At 62.4% G+C, this 15,747-nt stretch carries 14 protein-coding genes and 2 pseudogenes; 5 read left to right on the top strand and 11 right to left on the bottom strand.

Annotated features, from left to right (window positions below):
* Positions 1-12 precede the first annotated feature (12 nt).
* Both GT019_RS25900 and GT019_RS25895 read right to left on the bottom strand, forming a co-directional pair.
* On the bottom strand, positions 13-678 hold the full coding sequence (locus GT019_RS25900) for a response regulator transcription factor (protein ID WP_161746340.1): 666 nt from the start codon (positions 676-678) through the stop codon (positions 13-15).
* A gap of 158 nt (positions 679-836) precedes the next feature.
* Positions 837-1,598: a hydroxypyruvate isomerase family protein gene (locus GT019_RS25895; RefSeq protein WP_161746339.1), complete on the bottom strand. Its 762-nt coding sequence runs from the start codon at positions 1,596-1,598 to the stop codon at positions 837-839.
* A gap of 57 nt (positions 1,599-1,655) precedes the next feature.
* Here GT019_RS25895 and GT019_RS25890 point away from each other — a divergent pair, with 57 nt between their 5' ends.
* On the top strand, positions 1,656-2,204 hold the full coding sequence (locus GT019_RS25890) for a hypothetical protein (RefSeq protein ID WP_161746338.1): 549 nt from the start codon (positions 1,656-1,658) through the stop codon (positions 2,202-2,204).
* A gap of 412 nt (positions 2,205-2,616) precedes the next feature.
* Positions 2,617-2,778: pseudogene (locus tag GT019_RS25885) on the top strand (DUF2188 domain-containing protein); the annotation flags it as partial.
* Between the two features lie 127 nt (positions 2,779-2,905).
* On the opposite strand, the gene GT019_RS25880 reads toward GT019_RS25885, so the two are convergent.
* Entirely contained in the window at positions 2,906-3,277 is a 372-nt protein-coding gene (locus GT019_RS25880; RefSeq protein WP_161746336.1) for a hypothetical protein, read from the bottom strand.
* Between the two features lie 142 nt (positions 3,278-3,419).
* Here GT019_RS25880 and GT019_RS25875 point away from each other — a divergent pair, with 142 nt between their 5' ends.
* The gene (locus GT019_RS25875; RefSeq protein WP_161746335.1) at positions 3,420-4,022 is read left to right on the top strand and encodes a hypothetical protein; all 603 of its coding nucleotides are present in this window, start codon (positions 3,420-3,422) and stop codon (positions 4,020-4,022) included.
* 249 nt (positions 4,023-4,271) lie between these two features.
* Positions 4,272-4,859, top strand: a complete 588-nt coding sequence (locus GT019_RS25870; protein ID WP_161746334.1) for an AAA family ATPase — start codon at positions 4,272-4,274, stop codon at positions 4,857-4,859.
* 220 nt (positions 4,860-5,079) lie between these two features.
* Here the strand turns inward: GT019_RS25870 and GT019_RS25865 are convergent, their stop codons facing one another.
* The 4 genes from GT019_RS25865 to GT019_RS25850 all read right to left on the bottom strand — a co-directional run bounded on the left by GT019_RS25865 (position 5,080) and on the right by GT019_RS25850 (position 9,951).
* The gene (locus tag GT019_RS25865; RefSeq protein ID WP_235949327.1) at positions 5,080-6,960 is read right to left on the bottom strand and encodes a heparinase II/III family protein; all 1,881 of its coding nucleotides are present in this window, start codon (positions 6,958-6,960) and stop codon (positions 5,080-5,082) included.
* Positions 6,961-7,264: 304 nt separating this feature from the next.
* Positions 7,265-7,906 (bottom strand): acetyltransferase, encoded by a 642-nt coding sequence (locus GT019_RS25860; protein WP_161746333.1) that lies wholly within the window; start codon positions 7,904-7,906, stop codon positions 7,265-7,267.
* The gene (locus tag GT019_RS25855) at positions 7,903-9,042 is read right to left on the bottom strand and encodes a DegT/DnrJ/EryC1/StrS family aminotransferase (RefSeq protein WP_161746332.1); all 1,140 of its coding nucleotides are present in this window, start codon (positions 9,040-9,042) and stop codon (positions 7,903-7,905) included. Before GT019_RS25855 ends, GT019_RS25860 begins: the two co-directional genes overlap by 4 nt.
* 45 nt (positions 9,043-9,087) lie before the next feature.
* Positions 9,088-9,951, bottom strand: coding sequence for a glycosyltransferase family 2 protein (locus GT019_RS25850; RefSeq protein ID WP_161746331.1), 864 nt, complete (start codon positions 9,949-9,951; stop codon positions 9,088-9,090).
* A gap of 197 nt (positions 9,952-10,148) precedes the next feature.
* Between GT019_RS25850 and GT019_RS25845 the strand changes: the two genes are divergently transcribed.
* Positions 10,149-11,681, top strand: a complete 1,533-nt coding sequence (locus GT019_RS25845; RefSeq protein ID WP_161746330.1) for a glycosyltransferase — start codon at positions 10,149-10,151, stop codon at positions 11,679-11,681.
* A gap of 153 nt (positions 11,682-11,834) precedes the next feature.
* On the opposite strand, the pseudogene GT019_RS25840 reads toward GT019_RS25845, so the two are convergent.
* From GT019_RS25840 to GT019_RS25825, 4 genes and pseudogenes are all read right to left on the bottom strand, one after another.
* Positions 11,835-13,178 (bottom strand): annotated as a pseudogene (locus tag GT019_RS25840) (collagen-like triple helix repeat-containing protein); the annotation flags it as partial.
* 59 nt (positions 13,179-13,237) lie between these two features.
* Entirely contained in the window at positions 13,238-13,579 is a 342-nt protein-coding gene (locus GT019_RS25835; RefSeq protein ID WP_161746329.1) for a hypothetical protein, read from the bottom strand.
* 443 nt (positions 13,580-14,022) lie between these two features.
* The gene (locus tag GT019_RS25830) at positions 14,023-15,015 is read right to left on the bottom strand and encodes a sugar kinase (protein ID WP_161746328.1); all 993 of its coding nucleotides are present in this window, start codon (positions 15,013-15,015) and stop codon (positions 14,023-14,025) included.
* Entirely contained in the window at positions 15,012-15,650 is a 639-nt protein-coding gene (locus GT019_RS25825; protein ID WP_161746327.1) for a bifunctional 4-hydroxy-2-oxoglutarate aldolase/2-dehydro-3-deoxy-phosphogluconate aldolase, read from the bottom strand. The genes GT019_RS25830 and GT019_RS25825 overlap by 4 nt, the downstream gene beginning before the upstream one ends.
* Positions 15,651-15,747: the final 97 nt, after the last annotated feature.

Here is a 15,747-nt window from a genome sequence, read left to right as displayed (position 1 = left end):
CCTTCTCTGCGGCTAGCGGGTCCTGCCCGTCAAATAATAGATGGCGATCTGGGTCCGGTGCTCCAGGGCCGTCTTATTCAGGATCGACGTGATGTAATTCGCCGTCGTGCCTTCGGATATGAACAGCTCCTTGGAAATCTCCTTATTGGCATAGCCCTTCGCGATGAGCGACATGACCTCGATCTCCCGTTCGGTGAACGGGCTGAGATCGATCGGACTGACGGCGGGCGCCTGCGCGGCCGGTTCGGCAGGCTGCGCCCCCGCGCCGATCGAGGATTTGAGCTTGTCGAGAATGATGTCCTGCAGGACGTTGTTGCCGTGATAGACGCTCTTGATCGCATCGCGGATGCGTTCGGGATCGTTGTTCTTCAGCAGGTAGCCCTTCGCGCCGCAGCGGACCGCCTCCAGGATATATTCGTCGTCGTCGAACGTCGTCAGGATGAGCGGCTTCGTCGCGGTGTGCTGCGTAATGAGCCGCGTCGCCTCCACGCCGTTCATGTTCGGCATCCGCACGTCCAGCAGCGCGACGTCCACGTCGTTGGTCCGGCAGTACTCGACCGCTTCCTGCCCGTCCTCGACGGCGCCTAGCACCTCGAATTCCTCGAACGTATTGAGAATGATGCGCATTCCTTCGCGGATAAACGAATTGTCGTCCGCGATCAACACTTTGATTTTCATGCCGGCATCGCCCCTTTGCTCCTAATTTACCTCATTCCGCCAAAGACTGGAAAGCCGCGGAAACGGATCCTTCTCGTGGATTAGCCTGTTGGCAGGACAAACGGAAAACTGCCTCCGGCCCATGACCGGAAGCAGTTTCGATGGCTTGCATTTGGCGATCAGGCGAATTCCTTCAGAAACGCCGTCAATCCTTCGTCGACGCCCTGCAGCGGAAAATATTCCAAGCCGACATAGCCGGCGTAGCCCGCATCCCGGATCGCGTTCAGCACGTTGCGATAGTTAATCTCCCCCGTGCCGATCTCGTGGCGTCCCGGGTGGTCGGCGATATGGAAATAGCCGATGCGGCCGATGTTCGCCTTGATCGTCGGGATCAGATTGCCTTCGGAAATCTGCTGGTGGTAGACGTCGTAGAGCACCTTCACGCGGCTGCTGCCGACCTTGTCGATGATCGCGAAGGCTTCGTCCGTGCGGACCAAATAATAGCCGCGATGGTCGACCAACTCATTGAGCGGTTCCACCACGAGCGTAATGCCCGCTTCCTCCAGGTACGGCGCCGACGCCTTCAGCCCGTCCACGATGCTGTCATGCTGCGCTTCGCGCGATGCGCCTTCGACGGCGTTGCCGACCGTCGCGATCAAGTATTCGCAGCCGAGCTTCTTCGCCGCCGCGATGCTTTCGATCAAGCCCCCGATATACGCGCCGCGCTGCGACGGGTCGACCAGGTTGCCGTGCTTCGTGCAGAACGAGCCGACGCGCAGGCCGAGCCGGTCCTTCAAGGCCGCAAGCGCGTCCAGGTCCTTATCGCCCCAGCCCCAGAATTCGAAAGCCTTGAAGCCCAGCTCCCCCGTCCGCTGCACGCGTTCGGCGAACGACAGGTCGGTTTTGCTGAATATGGCATCCAGCGATGGTGAGAAAATCATGACGAGTACCCCTCTCCGGTTAAAAGGAACGCCAAGCTTGATGCCGGCTTCCGTTTGTTGATCGACTTCGTGTTCTTAGGCTTCTCCGGCTTGGCCGAACGGACGACGGGACCGTTGCTTGCTTGGCAATCGATCTTGCCGCTCGCCGGGCAGCTCCGGGCAGGTTTCGCGGAGCCGCTGACATCCCAGCGCGGATGCTTCGGATACGGCTCGCCGCAGGCCCGGGCTCACGCGGCGGTTGCCGTTCGCTCGGCGCCGCGCCTCGGCGAGCGTGTTCCGCGCGGCTCGCGGCGGATGGCCGTTCGCTCGGCGCCGCGCCTCGGCGAGCGTATTCCGCGCGGCTCGCGGCGGATGGCCGTCCGCTCGGCGCCGCGCCTCGGCGAGCGTGTTCCACGCGGCTCGCGGCGGATGGCCGTTCGCTCGGCGCCGCGCTTCGGCGAGCGTATTCCGCGCGGCTCGCGGCGGATGGCCGTCCGCTCGGCGCCGCGCCTCGGCGAGCGTGTTCCACGCGGCTCGCGGCGGATGGCCGTTCGCTCGGCGCCGCGCTTCGGCGAGCGTATTCCGCGTGGCGCGACGGCAACCCATCGATGCGGCATGCAACGCTAGTGCTTCCCGGGTCGGAAGCGCGGAAGCAACACTCCCATTGTACGCCCCTTCCGCTTGAAAGCGCTATTAATTTTTGTGCTTATTTCTTACTCGGATGTGGTATGGTTGCTGATTTCCGCATCTAACTTTTACAATTGCGGGCTGAACGAGGCGGGGCGGTCCTTTACCAAATGACCCCCGCGTCCGGGATCTATACGAGACGATTCAGGTTACCTTCCCCCCCACAACCTTTGGCAGAACGAATTTATGGCGGAAGATGGCTCGCCGCACGGCGGCCAGCGGCGGCGAGCGGCGGCGGACGGCGGACGGCGGCTGGGCAAGGCAGACCAATCCTCTGTTCCGTGCCGGATGTTTAGGAGCTTCGCGATTCGGCTAATGAACCTTGAGAACAGCTGCAAAGGAGGCCGTTGCCATGCCGTGGACTCATGACGATTATCCGGAATCGCTCAAGAACTTCCTGGCTCCCGTGCGCAACAAAGCGATCGACATTGCCAATGCGCTGCTGGAGGACGGGTACGAAGAAGGACGCGCGATCTCGATCGCGACCTCGCAGGCGAAGGAATGGGCGGAGCACCGTCATAAACGCATTCGAAAAAAAGGCCATTGACCCGCCCCGCCGTCAGACAGAGGCTGTCCCGCGCATCATCCCCGATGGCGCCGTCAGGCAGAGGCTGTCTCGAGCGTCATCCCCGATGGTGCCGTTAGGCAGAGACTGTCCAGCGCATCATCCCGATGGCGCGAGGCAGCCTCTGCCTGTTGTCGTTCAGGTGAAGAGCGGGAATGCGGCCGACGGGCAATTTTCCATTGCTGCAGCCGAGATGAAGATTGCTGCTGACCAGCAACATTCTCGGCAATGCAACCGTGATCCGCGGAAATACTGCAAATCCGCAGCATTTTTCCGAGATAGAGCGGCCAATCGGGAGAATATTGCAAATCTGCAGCATTTCCGTCCATCGACCCGCACGGGCGGTTAATTTGCAATGTATTTCCTGCATATTTGCAGGAAATTTCTCTTCAAGGCTGGAACACGATGCGAATTCCTGTACTTTTGCAGCAATTCCTGCACCTGCCATTAACCGCCTCCTCCTATCCAACCTCGTTTCCGGCAAATGCCGCTCTCGGGAAAAATTACGTTGCATCCTCTATCGAAGGGGTATACTTAAGCTAGCGATCGAACTATTTGAGTTATTAGAGCTTCACCCGAGGAGGATGACGATGAAACGAATGCCCTACGTGCGTCCGACGGAGTATTACGACGAACGGGTCAAGGATATCGACGAGCAACTGTGTTGGCTGCTGAGGCAGCGAAAGGACCTTGCGGACAACAACCCGGGTTATCCGCCCTTCGCGTATATTGCGGAGTGGGCGGCCGCTACCGGTTTGTACGAAGATTTATTGAAATCATTATTCGGTCTCCTGAACAATGAGGAGCATCTCCGCCCTATCGTAGTGCCGTCCGGCCCTGTGAAGCGCAGGCTGGTGTCGCGATTCGTCGAGCAGGAGAATTCTTTATACGCCGTGCCTTTTATCAACCACTATCCGAACGCGAGCGTCGTTCGTTTCACGATCGACCGGGAAGAGGAAACCGACGACCGAAGCGATCGCGCATCCCGAAGAAACTTCTACGAGCTGCATATCGACGAGACGTACGAGTGCAGGATGACGATCGGCAGCAGTTCGTCCGGCCACAATGTGTACAATTACGTGGTATCTCCGCCTCTGCCTGACGATTCGACGGGAATGGAGCTACAGTTCCAGGCTTATGCTGAGCCGCTGCGGAAAAACCCGATTGGCCCGGTAATCGACATTTGCCTGTGATCGTTCTTGCGCATATCGCATGAAGGGGGAATCATTCGACGCGGTTGACCTTGCTTTATATCATCATTGACTTCATACGACGAACGTATTTGGAACCGCTCGCGCGTTACGCGGCGCCGCCAGCCGCTGCAGCCAGCGCCATACCGCCTAGCACCGGAGGCTTCTGAATCATAGCTGCCGTCCGCAAGTTCCCACCCCGCGCGGAAGCTGTGTTACAATACGACTAAAAACGCACACCGGAGGTACGCGATGCGCAAGCTTCTCTTCTTCATCGGCCCCGCCGGCGCGGGGAAAACGACGCTCGCGGAAGCATGGGTTCGCCGGCACGGCGGCGCGTTCCTGGATATGGATACGCTGCTGCGGCCCGCCGCGGAGGTGATCATGACGCTCGCCGGCAAGGATCCCGCGGATCGGGATTCGCCCTTCTACAAGGCGCACTGCCGCGATCTCGGGTACCGGATCACCATGGACGCCGCGCTGCAGCAGCTGTCGCTCGGCCTGGACGCCGTCGCGATCGGCCCGTTCACCAAGGAGACGGACGACCCGGCGTGGCTCGACCGCGAGCTTGCCCGCATCGGCGCGACGACCGGCGACGTCGCGGTCAAGGTCGTCTCCGTCTATCTGCCCGGCGACGACGATTACCGGCAGCGGATCCAAGCGCGCGGCTCGTCGCTCGACGCCTGGAAGCTGGACAATTGGCCGCAATTCCGCGGCTCCCTCCGCCGACGCGCGATCGCCTGGCCGCTGCGGCCGTCGTCGGTGCTCGAGTTCGACAACTCGGGGCCGTTCACGGCGGACAAGCTGGCCGAACTCGAGCGCTTCATGCTGGCGGATTGACGATTCGGCAAGGCCGATCCGATTCCGCGAAATTCAAAACGGACCGCAAACTGGCCGATGGGCTTGCGGTCCGTTTTGTTCAAGGCGCGGCTTTGGACGGACGGAATCGATCGGCTTACGAGTGAAGGAGGGCGAACGGCGTTTGTCGGGAACAACCCGCGCAGGCTTTGCCCGGGACCGGCATGGACATGAAGCGGCCGCCGGATTATTCGTCTTGCATTCACGCGAACCGAAACGTCAATCTAACCCGCTGCTCCGGGTGCGGATCGAGCACGCGGAAATCGATCGCGTACCAGGCAGCGTCCCGCCCGTCATGGTCCCGCATCGTATGGCTTTCGATGTCGGGACGCAGCGCCGCGGCGTCGAAATGAATGACCAGGCTGCCCCCGTTCGTCCCCGGCAGCACCACGCGCGAATCGCCGTCCGCGGCTGGCCGGATGCGGGTCACGATGCGCTCCACGATGGCGTCCGGCGCTTCCTCGAAGCTGTACGCATCCTCCAGCACGAGGAACGGCAGCTCCGCTTTATGCCATTCGTACCGCCGAACGAGCGCGGTCAGCCCCGGCAGGCGGTATGCCTCCGCCAAGTCGAGCTGCAGCTCGTCCCGCGCTTCGCCGATGCTTGCCTGCACGCCGCGGGCGGCATTCGCTCGGCCTTCCAGCTGACGGCAGCCGTCCACGATCGGTACCGAATGGCCCTGCGACCCGTTGCAGGCGTAATCGTAGCGCGCCGCGCCGAAGTAATCGGCCGTGTATTCGCCGCTGCCGAGATCGCAGACGAACACCTCGCCGTCGCCCGTCAGGATGAACTGCCCGAGGTCGTTATGGTTATGCGGTTCGCCGTTATGGCCGCCCTTGGCGGCAAAGCCGAAACGCCCGGAGCCGGTCGAGTGGCGGGAGACCAGCCACTGGGCATCCGGCAGGTAGAAGTCGCCGTCCGCCCAGCGCTCGCCCATGCGCGCCGGATCGAACCAAAGGAGGTTTCGAAAGGCATGCGCCCAGCGGCTGCAATGATCGTCCGTGAACGAAGCCCGCAATTGAACGGGCGGAACGGCGATCTCCGGATACAGACCCGCCAAATAATGCGACAGGCCGATCTGCACGCGCGCATGCTGGGCGGAATCGGAGAAATTGACCGCCGTCGCGCCGTCCAGGTAAGCCTTCTGCTGAAAAAGGGCGATCTGCCGCACTTTCCCGCCGTCGAACAAATCGATCGCGCCCCGCGTCCGCCGCTTCAGCATATCCGCGAAATACACGAAATACCCGAAGCCGTAATTCCAATACCCGACGCCTTCCAGACAGGCGCCGTCCGTACCGAAGCCCGCCAAATAATGGTCCATCGTGCCGAGCGCCTTCTCGACGATGCGCGCCAGCTGCTCCGCATCGTCCAGCAGCAGCAGCGCCGCGGAGGCGACGGAGCCGGCGCATACCGCGGCCCAGTTATGGTCGGCCGTCTCCCAATGGTACGGACCGTGCAGCAGATACGGCTTGAACAGCCGCCCGACGGCCTCTTCCGCGATCCTGCCGCGCAGCAGAGGCGGAAGCGCGCTGCCGGTCAGCGCCAAAATCTCGCACAGCGCGAAGCCCGTCTCCGCGGCGAACAGATCGATGCGCGCGCCGCGCTCCCTTCTGCTCCATTCCGGCGAGTCGACTGCAAACGCCATGCCCCCGTCCATCTCCGCGGAATCCCGCAAATGTGCCGGAAGGCACCATGTGTATTCGTTGCAGATCGACCAGACGACGTCGTGCAGCGCCGTCCGGTACCGCTCGTCGGCCGGTTCCAGCAGCGACATGAACGCCATCGCGTTGAGCCGTCTCCGTTTCGCGAAATAACCGCCTTCGTACGCCAGCCGGTTGCCCGTCCGCTCGAACAGCGCGAACTGGGCATACGTCGGTTCGGCGATCGGCTCCGCCAGCAGCCTGCGGCCCTCCGCGCGAATCTCCTCGGCCTGCTCCGTGTGGTTCAACCGGCTCCAGAATTGCTCCTGATTGCCCTCCGGAAACAGCAGCCCGGCTCCGGCCGGCGCGCCGGCTTTCAAGCTTGCGAGAATATCCGCCCGATTCATCGTCAGTTCCTCCCATGCCCGCATTGCATCCGGCAATCCGGTGATCTCCCTCCATTGTACATGACTTCCCTTGGCGGAATGAGACGAAATTGGAAGCGCTATCGTGAAAATTTGCGCAACTCGGCCCGAACGCGAAAGAAGCCCGAAACGGGCTTCTTTCTTAGTGATCAACTCGTTCCGATCATGGCCGCGCGAATCGTTTCTTGGCGACCGCTTCTTCCGGTCACGACCGCGCGAATCGCTTCCAGGCGACCGCTTCGCCGCGCGAATCGTTTCTTCACGACCGCTGCTTTCCCGTCATGGCCGCGCGAATCGCTTCTTCACGACCGCTGCTTTCCCGTCATGGCTGCGCAAATCGCTTCTTCACGACCGCCGGCACCCCGGCCGCCATGACGAAGGCGGGGATGTCGTCCTTGACGAACGCGCCGCCGCCGACCACGGACCAGCAGCCGACGCGCCGCTTCTCGCGCACCGAGGCCCCGATGCCGATATAGGCGCCCTCCTCGATCGTGACGTTGCCCGCCAGAGTCACGCCGGGGGCAATCGTCGCGTAATCGCCGACAACTCCGTCGTGGCTGATCGTGACGCTCCGATTGATGATGACATGCTCGCCGATCGCGATCTGTTCCGAGAGCAGCGCCCCCTCGAAGATCATGCTGCCCGCGCCGATCGCGTTGCGCCGGGACCAGCGAACCCGAGGATGGATCAGCGGCGGCGCGATACGGAAGCCCGCGCGGTCGGCCTCCGCGGCGAACCGCCGCTTCAATGCCGGGTCGCCGACGCCCGCGCAGACGAGCGCCGCTTCCCCCTTCAGCGCCTCGATATCGGCCCATGAGCCCAGCACCGGAACGCCCTCCAAGAGGTGTCCTTTCATCTCCGGCCGTTCGTCCAGGAAGCCCGCGACTTGAACCCCGAGCTCCTCGCACAACCAAAGGATCTCCCGGGCATGGCCGCCCGCTCCGCAGACGATGACGGCGCTCATGGGTTCGCCTCGCCGCCGAGGCTCGCCAGCGCCTGCACGATGCGATGCACGATGCGCTCGTCCATCCCCTCCCACAAGGGCAGGCTCACGATGCGAGCGGCGAGCTGTTCGGTTGCGCCCAGCGGCGCGCGGGGATGGCTGCGAAACTGCGGCTGTTGATGGCAGGCGGGCGAGAAATACGTTCTCGCTTCGATGGAACGGTCGGCGAGCAGCTGCACGACCGCTTGATTGCCGAGCGCGTCCGGACAGCGGATCGGAATGAATTGCGGCACGATGAGCCCGCGGGTCTCCTGCTCGGCCCACCCTTGCTCCGCCAAGCCAGCTTGGCGCAGCGCGTGCCGGTACCAGGCGTGGATCGTCCTTCGCGTCTCTTTCGCGGTCTCGAATTGATCGAGCGCGGCCAAGGCGATCGCGGCCGTGTATTCGGACATCTTGCTGTTCAGTCCCTGGCTGACGGACGCCCGTCCGCCGGCGAAGCCGAAATTGCCGGCTTGGCGAATCCGACGGATGAGCTCCCGGTCCGCGCTGTACACCAAGCCGCCCTCGCCGACGCCGAAGGACTTCGTCGCGTGAAAGCTGAACACGACCGCGCCCCCGAAACCTTTGCCGAAATGCGCGTCGTTCTCCGCCGTCGTCGAACCGAAGCTGGACGCGGCGTCGACGACGACGGGGATGCCGCGCCGCTGCAGCGCGTCGTAATCCGCCATTTCAATCGCCGAGCCGAACGCTGCATAAGGCACGACCACCGCGATCTCGTCCCCCAGACGCTCGACGGTTTGCTCCAATTGCGCTCGGCTCAGCTGCCAATTGCCCGGCTCGATGTCGAGAAAATAAGGCTCGAGCCCGCACCACTCGGCGGCCAGCGGCGTGGCCGCGAACGTAAAGCTGGGCATTACCGCGTACCGGCCCTGCGGCCGCTTGCTCTGGGAGATCGCCAGCATCAGCCCGACCGTGGCGTTGTGGACCGTCACGGCCGAACCGGTCCCGTCGAACACCTCCGCGACGACGCGCTCCTCGAATCGGCCGTTCAGCGGACCGTAATTGGAATAGATCCGGGTCGCCTCGATTTCCTCGTAATAGGCCAGAAACCGTTCTTTCTCCACTAGACGCGGGCGCAGAAAGGGGATGTCGAACATGCTCCCGCCTCCTTTCCCAAGATGTAGGATCCCGATGCCGGAGAGTCAGCCCAGGTCATGCAGGATCGTCTCGATCCGCGCGATATCCGCGGCGAAGGCGGCGTGGCCCAGAATGCGGCTCCTGTAGGCCCGAAGAGCGGTCTTGTACTGCTCGTCATCGGCCAGAAAGCCCTGCGATCTCGAAGCGATCATGAGCTCGAGCCATTCGGAGAACGCCGTATAACCGAGCTTCTGGTTGTTTTGATTCGGATGCAGGCGAAAATAGCTCAGCGCTTCGGGCACGTAGACCGCTCTTCCCCGGGACAGCAAATTCAACCAAGCCGCGAGATCGTTAAGCAGCGAGTATTGCTTTCCTTGATAGACGCCGAATCGTTCGGGCAGGTCCGCCTTCTTGAACAGGACGGTCGTCGGTTCGCCGATCACGTTCAAGCACCGTTCCAGCGCCGCGTTAGCCATCAGCTTGCCGTCCATGATCCTCGTCTCCCCGTACAGCCGGACCGTCGCTTGAAGCGGCGGAATCGTCGTCCCGGTCTCGTCGATCGTCTGCCGGTACGAGGTGACAAGCTTGATGTCGTCGAATGCCCGGTAGAAATAAACCATCTTTTCCAGTTTCTCGCGATGAAACGCATCGTCGTCCATCAAATAATTGATGTATTCCCCCGACGCCAAGTCGAAGCATTTGTGCCAATTTTCCAGAAAGAGGTTTTTCTCGTTGCGGTAATAGCGGATGCGGAAGCGGCCGCCGGCGTAAGCTGCCATCAAGTCCTGCACCCCGTTATCCGTGCTGTCGTCGCATACGACGATCTCGACGTTCGGATACGTCTGCTCGAGCACGCTGTCCAAGGCGATGCGCAGCGTGCGCGGCCGGTTATAGGCGGGAATGACGACGCTGACCAACGGATATTCCATGCGATTGCCCACCTTTCCTGTCGATTGTCCGCTTCCCGTGCCCGAATCCATGCGTTTGCTTGATCATTTTATATGCCGCGCGCGCCGAGAACGTTCGGTTCCGCCGGATGCCGGGACGTTGTCATCTTTCTCCGTCGCCGCGCATACATACATAGCGGCGCGAATGCGATGCTCGGAACTCGTAAAGGAGAATGATCATGTCGTTGAATGCCACTCCGCTGCTGACCACCTATCTTTTTGTCGCGGACGGAATTCCGCGGGACCGGCTGCAGGCGTTGATCAAACGATTGGAAGACGGCCACCTGACGGTCGCCTTGCACGAAGCCGACGATGCGCAGCCGACCGACGGACGGCTGCCCGCGCCGCGGGTGTACGTGTCGCTCGGGGATGCTTGGGAACGGTTCGCGGCGCTGGTCGCGCTGCCCCTCCACGAGAAGAAACGCTGGCTCCATTTTCAATCGCCGGACGACGTTCAGCCCGAGAACGTATTTTATTGCTGGCTCAAAGCGACCGATCCCCTGCCGGTTAACCGGACGATTCCGCCGGTTCGCTTCGCCTCCGATTCGCCGCTCGTATCCGTCTTTACGGCCAGCTATCGGTCGCGGGACAAAATCCTTCGTCCTTATCGCTCTTTATTGAAGCAAACGTACGCCAACTGGGAGTGGGTCATCGTCGACGACTCCGGCGACGACGACGAGACCTATAGGCAGGATCTGCTCCCCTTGGAGGACCGCCGCGTGCGGAGATACCGCCAGGATGCCCGGAACGGCTATATCGGGGCGATCAAGCGCTATGCGGCCGGTTTATGCACCGGGGAAATCCTCGTGGAAGTCGATCATGACGACGAGCTCGCGCCGGACTGCCTGGAGAAGATCGTTCAGGCGTTCCGCAGCCATCCGGAATGCGGGTTCGTCTACGGGGACTGCGCGGAGGTGTACGCCGATAGTCGCCATGCGCACTGGTACGGCTGGGACTGCGGCTTCGGCTACAGCGTCCACTACCGCGTCTGGCTGCCCGAGATGAACCGCTGGCAGAACGCGCAGCGGCATACCACGGTGAACGCGAGCACCATCCGCCATTTGGTCGGCCTTCCGAATCATCCGCGCGCCTGGACGAGGGATTGTTATCATCTGATCGGCGGCCATCGCGACGAGCTGCTGGTGTCGGACGATTACGACATGCTGGTTCGGACGTTTCTGTGCACCCGGTTCGCGGCGATCCCCGATCTGCTCTACATCCAATACCGCAACGAACACGGAAACAATACGACGTTCCTCCGCAACAAGCAGATTCAGGTGCTCGTCAAGGAGCTCAACCGTTCCTACCAATCGCGGATACAAACGCGGCTGCAAGAGCTCGATCTGCCCGTCACGCTGGCCTACAGCCGCATCTGGGAACGGCCCGGGAACGACCCTGCCCGGAAAACCGCCCACATCCTCGACGAAGACCCGACCGGCGTCTCGCTGTTGTTTCCGATTCCTTATTCCGGTGCCGAAGAAGCACATGCCGAGTTGTCGAAGACGCTGCGAAAAGGCGAGGAGAACGGCTTCGACGGGCTCGAGGTCGTGGTCGTCGGCCGTATTCCGGCGGAAGTCGAAGCCCATGCCGCGCGCGCTCCCATGGGAGCGATCCGTTGGTGGCCCATGGAGCCGTCCGATGGCATGGAAGCGTGCATTCAATACGCCAAATTGATCGCGTCCTGCAAAGAGAAAATCGTCATCCTGCCGTAATAACCCGGCCGCGGACGCGCCCGATCGTAAAAAAAACGACTCAAAAGTTAGAAACAACCTTTGAGTCATCTTCGAATGATTGCCGATCATGCAGCCGATTCAAGCGCCGGCAACCTGCCCTGCCGACGCTTGATCGGACCGTTACGGCGCTGCCGGTCCTTGGTCGCCTTGCGGGCCTTGCGGGCCTGCCGCTCCGGTATCGCCTTGAACGCCCTGCGGACCCTGGTCGCCCTGCGGTCCTTGCGCTCCATCTGCTCCGGTTTCCCCTTGGTCGCCTTGCGCGCCTGTTGCTCCGGTCGCCCCTTGGCTGCCCTGAGGTCCTTGAACGCCCTGCGCGCCTGCCGCTCCGGTTGCCCCTTGGTCGCCTTGGTCGCCTTGCGGGCCTGCTGCGCCTTGAGGTCCTTGAACGCCTTGCGTGCCTGCGGCTCCGGTTGCCCCTTGGTCGCCTTGGTCGCCTTGCGGGCCTGCTGCGCCTTGCGGTCCTTGAACACCCTGCGTGCCCGCCGCTCCGGTTGTGCCTTGGTCACCTTGGTCGCCTTGCGGGCCTGCTGCGCCTTGCGGTCCTTGAACGCCTTGCGCGCCTGCCGCTCCTTGGTCACCTTGGTCGCCTTGCGGACCTGCTGCGCCCTGCGGACCTTGAACGCCCTGCGTGCCTGCCGCTCCGGTTGCCCCTTGGACGCCTTGGTCACCTTGGTCGCCTTGCGGGCCTGCTGCGCCTTGCGGTCCTTGATCGCCTTGCGTGCCCGCTGCTCCGGTCTCCCCTTGGTCGCCTTGCGGACCTTGCGGACCTTCGCCCTGCGGTCCTTGAACGCCCTGCGTGCCCGCTGCTCCGGTCTCCCCTTGGTCCCCTTGCGGGCCTTGCGGGCCTTCGCCTTGCGGGCCTTGAACGCCCTGCGGTCCTTGATCGCCTTGAGCGCCAGTACCTTGCGGTCCTTGATCGCCCTGCGTGCCTGCCGCTCCGGTCGGGCCTTGGTTGCCCTGAGGACCTTGCGCGCCTTGCGTGCCTTCGCCTTGCGGCCCTTGAACGCCCTGCGGTCCTTGAACGCCCGCCGCGCCTTGCGCGCCCGTTCCCTGCGGTCCTTGCGGACCTTGCGCGCCGCTAAGGCCCTGCGGTCCGACCGGTCCTTGCGTGCCGACTCCGGTTCCCGCTCCCGCGAGCTCGCTAGCCACTAACCGATGGGCGGGTACCAATTGCCCGATCCCGTCCTTGCCCCAAAACGAGATTTGCGTCTCGTTCTCTGCCGGACCGCTGACCGTAAATACGAACTCGAACCCGTCCAAACCCGCGTAATAGGTTTTCGTAAACACCGCATTCGGCGCCAACGTTACCATTTCAACCACGTACAACGTTCTTGTGCCGTTCAGAAAATAACCGTTGATCAACACGGTGGACGAGTCCAGCGCGTCCCGGTTATCCATTCTGACCGTCACCTGCTGGGTCGCTCTGTTTCCGTTGACCAGCGGATTATCGATCGGCCCCGTTGATAAGATCGCCATTAAGTTGTCCCCTCCCTTTCCAATTCATGATGAAGCGTCATGCGCTCCCGAATGCCTTGCTATTCGCCGGAAACGACGCGCTGTACGCTGAGAATCTCGCCTTCCGCGCTCTTTCCCCAAACCGAAATCTCGATATTACCTTGTGCCGGACCGCTTGTCGTGAAGACGAATTCATAACCCGGAACGTTTGTCGCATAATTTCGCGATATTGCCGCATTCGGGCCGATGGTGAGCTCCTCCAGTACATACAGCGACCTAATGCTCGTTAAATAGTAGCCTTGAATCAATATGGTAGAGAAATTCGCAAAATCGCGGTTCGCCAATTTGATCGTGACCTGCTGCGCGGAGCCGAGCTTGCTCACGGGACTGTTATCGATAGGTCCGGTCGATATTACCGCCATTAAGCTGACACCTCCTTCGTTCGTCGTCTTGTGCGCGCTTCGGCTTGCCTGTCCACGACTTCCGCGTCGTTTCCGCGCCCGGCTCGCTGGCCCCATGCGCTTCGCCGCGAAGCTAGTAGAGAGTTTGGTTATAATGTCCAAGCGCACGATATAGCATATTACGCATTTGATAGAGTTGATTGTTTGTTCGCCCTCCGTTCGCCGTTCAAAGGTCCGCCAAAAGCCCATTTCCCCCGAAAATCCCGGTTTTCGGCGAAGCGCGCGGCAGTCGCGGGAACGAATTAGCGCCGCGGCCGCAAAAAAAAGAAACCCGGCGTCAACGCGCAACGCGGATTTCTCTTTGATTCTACTCTACGGATTCATTAACCGTGCGCAAAGGCGTTTCGCCGAAGCGGCGCTGCCGTTCCGGAAGCCGTCCTGCTTCCGCTGCCGCATTTGCCGCATCAGCGCGTCGCCGATTGGCGGCCTGCAAGCATGCGCTCGAGCTCCCGCAGCTTCGGCAGCCCTTCCCAGTCGCCCTTGTACTGGACGGCAAGGGCGCCCATCAGATTGGCCCGCGCGAGCGCGTCCCCGAGCCGCGTTTCCTCGTCCGCCGCCGCTCCGTTCAGCCACGACGAGAGGAATCCGGCCGCGAACGCATCGCCCGCGCCGACGGTATCGACGACCCGGTTCACGGCATGCCCTTTAGCGCGGACGGCCGTTCCGGACGTAAATCCGGCGGACCCTTCCTCGCCCAGCTTGAGCGCCACCGTCTGCGCGCCCAAGCCCAGAAAATGCGCGCCGTAGGCTTCCTCCTCCATCGCGCCGGCGAGAAATTCCGCTTCCTCGATACCTGGCATGAATACGTCGCACAGGGGAATCAGCGAAAGCAGCGTGCGCCGCGCCTCGTCCTCGCTCCACAGCTTGCGGCGCAGGTTCGGGTCGAACGAAACCGTGAGGCCGCTTTCGCGCGCTTGACGCATCGCGGCGCGAATCGCGTCCGCCGTTCCCGCGCCGAGCGCCGGTGTGATTCCCGTGACGTGAAGATGGCGGGCGCTGTCGAACCAATCCGGCCGGACATGCTCCGGCGTCCACTTGCTGACCGCCGACCCCCGCCGGTAGTAGTAGACGTTGGGATCGCCGTAGCCCTTGAACTCCTTGAAGTAAACGGAGGTCGGCGCGTTCGCGTCGCGCTCGGCCAGCGAGACGTCGATGCCTTCTCCCGCCAGCGTCGATTGGATCAAGTCGCCGAACGGATCGTCGCCGAGGCGGCTGATCCAGCGGACCCGCATGCCGAGCCGCGACAGGCCGATCGCCAGGTTGGATTCCGCGCCGGCGATCGAACGCGTGAACAGGGGCGCGGAGGCGAGCGGTCCGTCGGCGAGCGGCTGCAGCAGCACCATGCTCTCGCCGAGCGTTACGACGTCAGCCGGACGGATGGACTCCGGCCCGCTCATTTCGTCCCTTTCGCTTCGGCCACGAACGCTTGCGCCAGCTTCGTCAGCTCCTCGAAACGGCCTTCCTTGACCAGCTGCTTGTCGACGAGGTTCCCGCCGAGTCCGACGCCCGCGGCGCCCGCATCCAGCACGCTGCGGACGTTCTGCAGATTGACGCCGCCGGTGGCGATCATCGGAATATGGTTCAGCGGCGCGCGGATTTCCTTGAGGTAATTGATGCCGAGCGAGCCGAGCGGGAATACCTTCACCGCCGTTGCGCCTGCCTTGAACGCCCGCACGATCTCGGTCGGGGTCATCGTGCCCGGCCATACGTCGACGCCGTGCTCCAGCCCGTACGCGAGCACTTCCTCGTCCAGGTTGGGCGAGATGATATATTCCGCTCCCGCGGCGACGGCTTCCTTCGCTTGACCGAGATCGAGCACGGTGCCGGCGCCGATTCGCATGCGGCCGGCATGCTGCTCCCGGAAGCGCGAGATCATGCCGAGCGCGCCGTCCGTATTCAAGGTGACCTCCAGGAAGACGATGCCGCCGTCCGCCAGCGCCTGCGCCGTCCGGTCCCCCGATTCCGCAGAGATGCCGCGGATGATCGCGATGATTTTCTCTTCATATAAAGCCTGCAGCAGATTCAAAGACATGATGCGCTCCTCTCCGCCGGGCGTCCATGCCCGGCTCCGCCTCGGAACCTTTGCGTTCCTTGCGGTTACGTTTGTTTAGGCGTGTCTACGGTTACGT

Origin of the sequence: Paenibacillus glycinis (assembly GCF_009909185.1) — a bacterium.
GTDB classification, from domain to species: domain Bacteria; phylum Bacillota; class Bacilli; order Paenibacillales; family Paenibacillaceae; genus Paenibacillus_Z; species Paenibacillus_Z glycinis.
Note: the sequence above shows the minus strand (reverse complement) of the source record. Positions and strands in the feature narration are given on the sequence as shown.

Bases quoted from the DNA above. Each gene is read 5' to 3' on its own strand.
- GT019_RS25845 (WP_161746330.1), top strand. From the start codon at position 10,149: ATGTCGTTGAATGCCACTCCGCTGCTGACCACCTATCTTTTTGTCGCG.
- GT019_RS25870 (WP_161746334.1), top strand. From the start codon at position 4,272: ATGCGCAAGCTTCTCTTCTTCATCGGCCCCGCCGGCGCGGGGAAAACG.
- GT019_RS25850 (WP_161746331.1), bottom strand. From the start codon at position 9,951: ATGGAATATCCGTTGGTCAGCGTCGTCATTCCCGCCTATAACCGGCCG.
- GT019_RS25835 (WP_161746329.1), bottom strand. From the start codon at position 13,579: ATGGCGGTAATATCGACCGGACCTATCGATAACAGTCCCGTGAGCAAG.
- GT019_RS25825 (WP_161746327.1), bottom strand. From the start codon at position 15,650: ATGTCTTTGAATCTGCTGCAGGCTTTATATGAAGAGAAAATCATCGCG.
- GT019_RS25875 (WP_161746335.1), top strand. From the start codon at position 3,420: ATGAAACGAATGCCCTACGTGCGTCCGACGGAGTATTACGACGAACGG.
- GT019_RS25895 (WP_161746339.1), bottom strand. From the start codon at position 1,598: ATGATTTTCTCACCATCGCTGGATGCCATATTCAGCAAAACCGACCTG.
- GT019_RS25880 (WP_161746336.1), bottom strand. From the start codon at position 3,277: ATGGCAGGTGCAGGAATTGCTGCAAAAGTACAGGAATTCGCATCGTGT.
- GT019_RS25855 (WP_161746332.1), bottom strand. From the start codon at position 9,042: ATGTTCGACATCCCCTTTCTGCGCCCGCGTCTAGTGGAGAAAGAACGG.
- GT019_RS25830 (WP_161746328.1), bottom strand. From the start codon at position 15,015: ATGAGCGGGCCGGAGTCCATCCGTCCGGCTGACGTCGTAACGCTCGGC.
- GT019_RS25860 (WP_161746333.1), bottom strand. From the start codon at position 7,906: ATGAGCGCCGTCATCGTCTGCGGAGCGGGCGGCCATGCCCGGGAGATC.
- GT019_RS25900 (WP_161746340.1), bottom strand. From the start codon at position 678: ATGAAAATCAAAGTGTTGATCGCGGACGACAATTCGTTTATCCGCGAA.